The sequence below is a fragment of the Campylobacter sp. IFREMER_LSEM_CL2194 genome, from assembly GCF_025771685.1.
Lineage (GTDB): Bacteria > Campylobacterota > Campylobacteria > Campylobacterales > Campylobacteraceae > Campylobacter_D.
Genome location: NZ_JAKMQS010000026.1, coordinates 1 through 3,332 on the forward strand (window position 1 = coordinate 1; position 3,332 = coordinate 3,332).

5 protein-coding genes are annotated in these 3,332 nt (G+C 24.1%); 2 read left to right on the forward strand and 3 right to left on the reverse strand.

Features of this window, described 5'->3' with window-relative positions; genetic code table 11:
* The 3 genes from L8V79_RS07880 to L8V79_RS07890 all read right to left on the reverse strand — a co-directional run.
* The coding region (locus L8V79_RS07880; RefSeq protein ID WP_263703172.1) for an EexN family lipoprotein at positions 1-291 on the reverse strand (291 nt) is incomplete at its 3' end.
* An 88-nt stretch (positions 292-379) separates the two neighbouring features.
* Positions 380-1,021, reverse strand: a complete 642-nt coding sequence (locus L8V79_RS07885; RefSeq protein WP_263663006.1) for a DUF5710 domain-containing protein — start codon at positions 1,019-1,021, stop codon at positions 380-382.
* Between the two features lie 155 nt (positions 1,022-1,176).
* Positions 1,177-1,812: a recombinase family protein gene (locus L8V79_RS07890; RefSeq protein WP_263703173.1), complete on the reverse strand. Its 636-nt coding sequence runs from the start codon at positions 1,810-1,812 to the stop codon at positions 1,177-1,179.
* Positions 1,813-2,539: 727 nt separating this feature from the next.
* Here L8V79_RS07890 and L8V79_RS07895 point away from each other — a divergent pair.
* Both L8V79_RS07895 and L8V79_RS07900 read left to right on the forward strand, forming a co-directional pair.
* A complete protein-coding gene (locus L8V79_RS07895; protein WP_214100834.1) occupies positions 2,540-2,899 on the forward strand; it encodes a hypothetical protein in 360 nt (119 codons plus the stop codon).
* Between the two features lie 40 nt (positions 2,900-2,939).
* A complete protein-coding gene (locus L8V79_RS07900) occupies positions 2,940-3,299 on the forward strand; it encodes a hypothetical protein (RefSeq protein WP_263703174.1) in 360 nt (119 codons plus the stop codon).
* Positions 3,300-3,332: the final 33 nt, after the last annotated feature.

Here is a 3,332-nt window from a genome sequence, read left to right on the forward strand (position 1 = left end):
AGCATTTGCTTTTTCTCTACCTTCATCTAAAAGCTCTTTAGAATCCAAAGGCTCTTTCCCCATTGATTTACCTATATCTGCTTTAAAAGCATTTTCACATTCTATATATTCTTTTGAAGTTTTATCTTTTAGTATAGAGTCTCTATTATCTTTACAATATTTTAAAGTATCTTTTAATTCTTTTTCATTTTTGGAGTCTTTAAAATATTCCATAGACTTAGGCTCTGATGAACAAGCACCTAAAAAAACAATAAGACTAAGAGAAGCTAACCCTAAAACTACTTTTTTCATTTCATATCCTTGATATATTTTTTAAATATGTTTGTTATATTTTAATGATATTGAAATTATATCTAAAAAATATTAATTAGATATAAAATTATTTAACGATTTTAATACGCTCAGCATTAAACCAAATTAAAGCATTGATATCTGAACACTCGCTTGTAAGTATCTCGATAATTTCTCCAGTAAAACCCAAATCAAATAATAAAGGAAAATCGTAAATCTTTAGTTGTTGTGCTTCTTTAACAGTGTTAGGACTAAAAATAGAATCTATTTCTTCAAACAAGAAAAACTCTCCTTGTTTTGATTGGCAACATTGGCATTTATTCATCAAATAAGAACTTCCAGCTGTATTTGAAAATGATTTTTCGAGAGATTTTATATTCATACGTTTTAAAATATTAGAAAAATCTTCAGAATATGCAGTTATATTTCTAAATATTTTAAATTTAGGCTGAAATAACCATTCGCCTTTTTCTTTATAAATAAATTTAGAGCTTCCCAAAGCATATACAGGTATAACTTTAGAACATTTCCAGCAATTAATAAATCCCTGAACAATATTTAAAGTTTCAGTTGCATAAAATGTAAAATTTTTATTCTCTAAATAACTTGAAACATAGTTTAAATTTTTATAATCTTGCAAATACCAAGTTTTATGTTCTTGATTCCATTTTATTCCATATTCTTTCAATTTATCTTTTTCCGAATAAGGAATATTAAGTTTTATATTCATAAATTGTCCTTAGATAACAAAACACTTAATAATTAATTACATATATTAAATAATTAATATAAATTTTAGAATATTTTGTTAAAATTTATCGTTCATTATTTTTTAATTTTTTTATTCTACTAAAAGCACACTATTTTTTCCCTTAAAAGAGAAAGTTAAATCTCAGTTCTATATCTTTTTAGCAAATGTGCATATCCCATTGTAATTAGAAATTTTCTTAAAGTATCCCTATGAACACCTATTCTTCTTGCTATTTTTGAATGTGAGTAGCCTTGCTTATCCCATTTTAAAATTTGTTTTAATGCTGGATAGCATGGATTTACTTCGATTCTATTCTTTTTTCCTTTGGGACGACCCAAAATCGCACCTTCCATTTTTTTTCTGGCTAAAGCCTCTTTGGTTCTTTGTGAAATTAATTGTCTTTCGATTTCGGCTGATAAAGAAAAAGCAAAAGCAATTACTTTTGTGTTAATATTATCATTAAGAGCAAAATTTTCTTTGATAGAATATATAGTGATATTATTTTTAATACACCAGTTTAATTTTTCCATAATATCTAAAAGACTTCTTCCTAATCTTGAAAGTTCTGTGACAACTAATGAATCTCCATTTTTTAATTTTTTAAATAATCTTCCTAAATTTCTATGATCTATTGCTATTTTTCCGCTAACAACTTCTTGCACAAAGTAATTGATTTTAATTTCATTTCTTTTACTCCACTGAATTATTTCAAATTTTTGATTTTCAGTGTTTTGTTTATCGGTGCTAACCCTTATATAAGCATATATCATTGATGTTTCCTTTTAGTAAAATAAAGATTGTTTATATCAAAAAAGGTATGATTTTTCTAGTTTAAAATAATTAACCCCTCAAGCTCAACATTAATCACTTGTAAAAAACAAATTACTCTTATCTTAGTTTTTAATGACTAAGATAAGAGTAATTAGAGTTATCATAAAGATAACAATTTTTTCCATTTTAACCTCCTTTTAATTTAAAATTGCCAAATTATATTTAAAAGGAAAATTTCTTACATAAAAGCTTCTTTAAACTTTTTCATTTTTATATAGTTTAAGATTATTTTTATTTATTTTATGTTTTGTGAGCTTTTAATCTATAAGTGAATAAAATTTTATATGATGTAGTTTTTAGAGCTTTAAGATAAAATAATATTGTTCAAACTTAGCAAATAATATTATATAAAAACAAATATCTTTATAACAAGCCCTCAACCCTGCTAATATGAAGGCTTATGTTTTAAGGATAAACTAAGCAGGGTTTTTCTAAAATGTTTTTTAAGAAATTAGAAATTAGTTCTTATCTTAGTTTTTAATGACTAAGATAAGAGTGATTAAAGTGATCATAAAGATAACAATTTCACTCATCTTAACCTCCTTTCGACTTTAATAAAGCCTCCATTTGGTTAAATCCTTAAAACAATAAAATTATAATTATTTTTGCTTTAGTTTGTGATTAAATTCTAGTGTTTTCTTTTAACCCTTTAATAACAGCATAAATGTGGAGGCTAAGAGTTTAAATTATAAAAATAACTATAATTTATCAATAAGCAAGCCTGAAGATTTAATTTATGAATTTAATGCTCAATGTGGGAAAAATGTATTTAATATAAAAAATATTAAATATTTCAATAGTGTGAAATCATTTAAAGCTGAAATTCTTGCAGATGATGAGGCAATTTTAAAAATAAATAATGAAGATAAAGGCAAAATTAGCAATCCTTGCGGAGGTGGAATACATTGGAAAGAAATTGAAAAAGAAATAAAATTGAGTAATAATTCTATGAGAATTGATTTGGAAATATTAAATACATGTGGTTTTGAATGTTACGGAAAATTAAAATTAATTTTAAAATACTAATTTTAATGTTTTCTTTTAACCCTTTAATAACAGCATTAATGTGGTTTTTAAAAGCTTAGGAAAAGAATTAAAACAAGAAATTAAAATCATATTAAAACTTGTTAATCAAAATATTTATATTGAAGCTGGAACAATGAAGCTTCCTGAAAAAGTTGTTATTAGTGGAGGCGTTTATCAAGAAAGTATTCAATTAAAAATAGTCGATTATAAAGGTGTTGGAGATCATATAACACCTGAACATTCTAATATATCAAAAGAAAGATTTTATTTTAATGAAAAAGGCATTATTGAAATACAATCAACTAATTTATGTTCTGTGTCTGATCATAGAAATGGTTTTATAAAATATGAATTTGAATACCATAAGAAAAAATATTATATTTTTGAATATTTTATTTGATTTTCTAGTGTTATCTTTTAACCCTTTAATAAC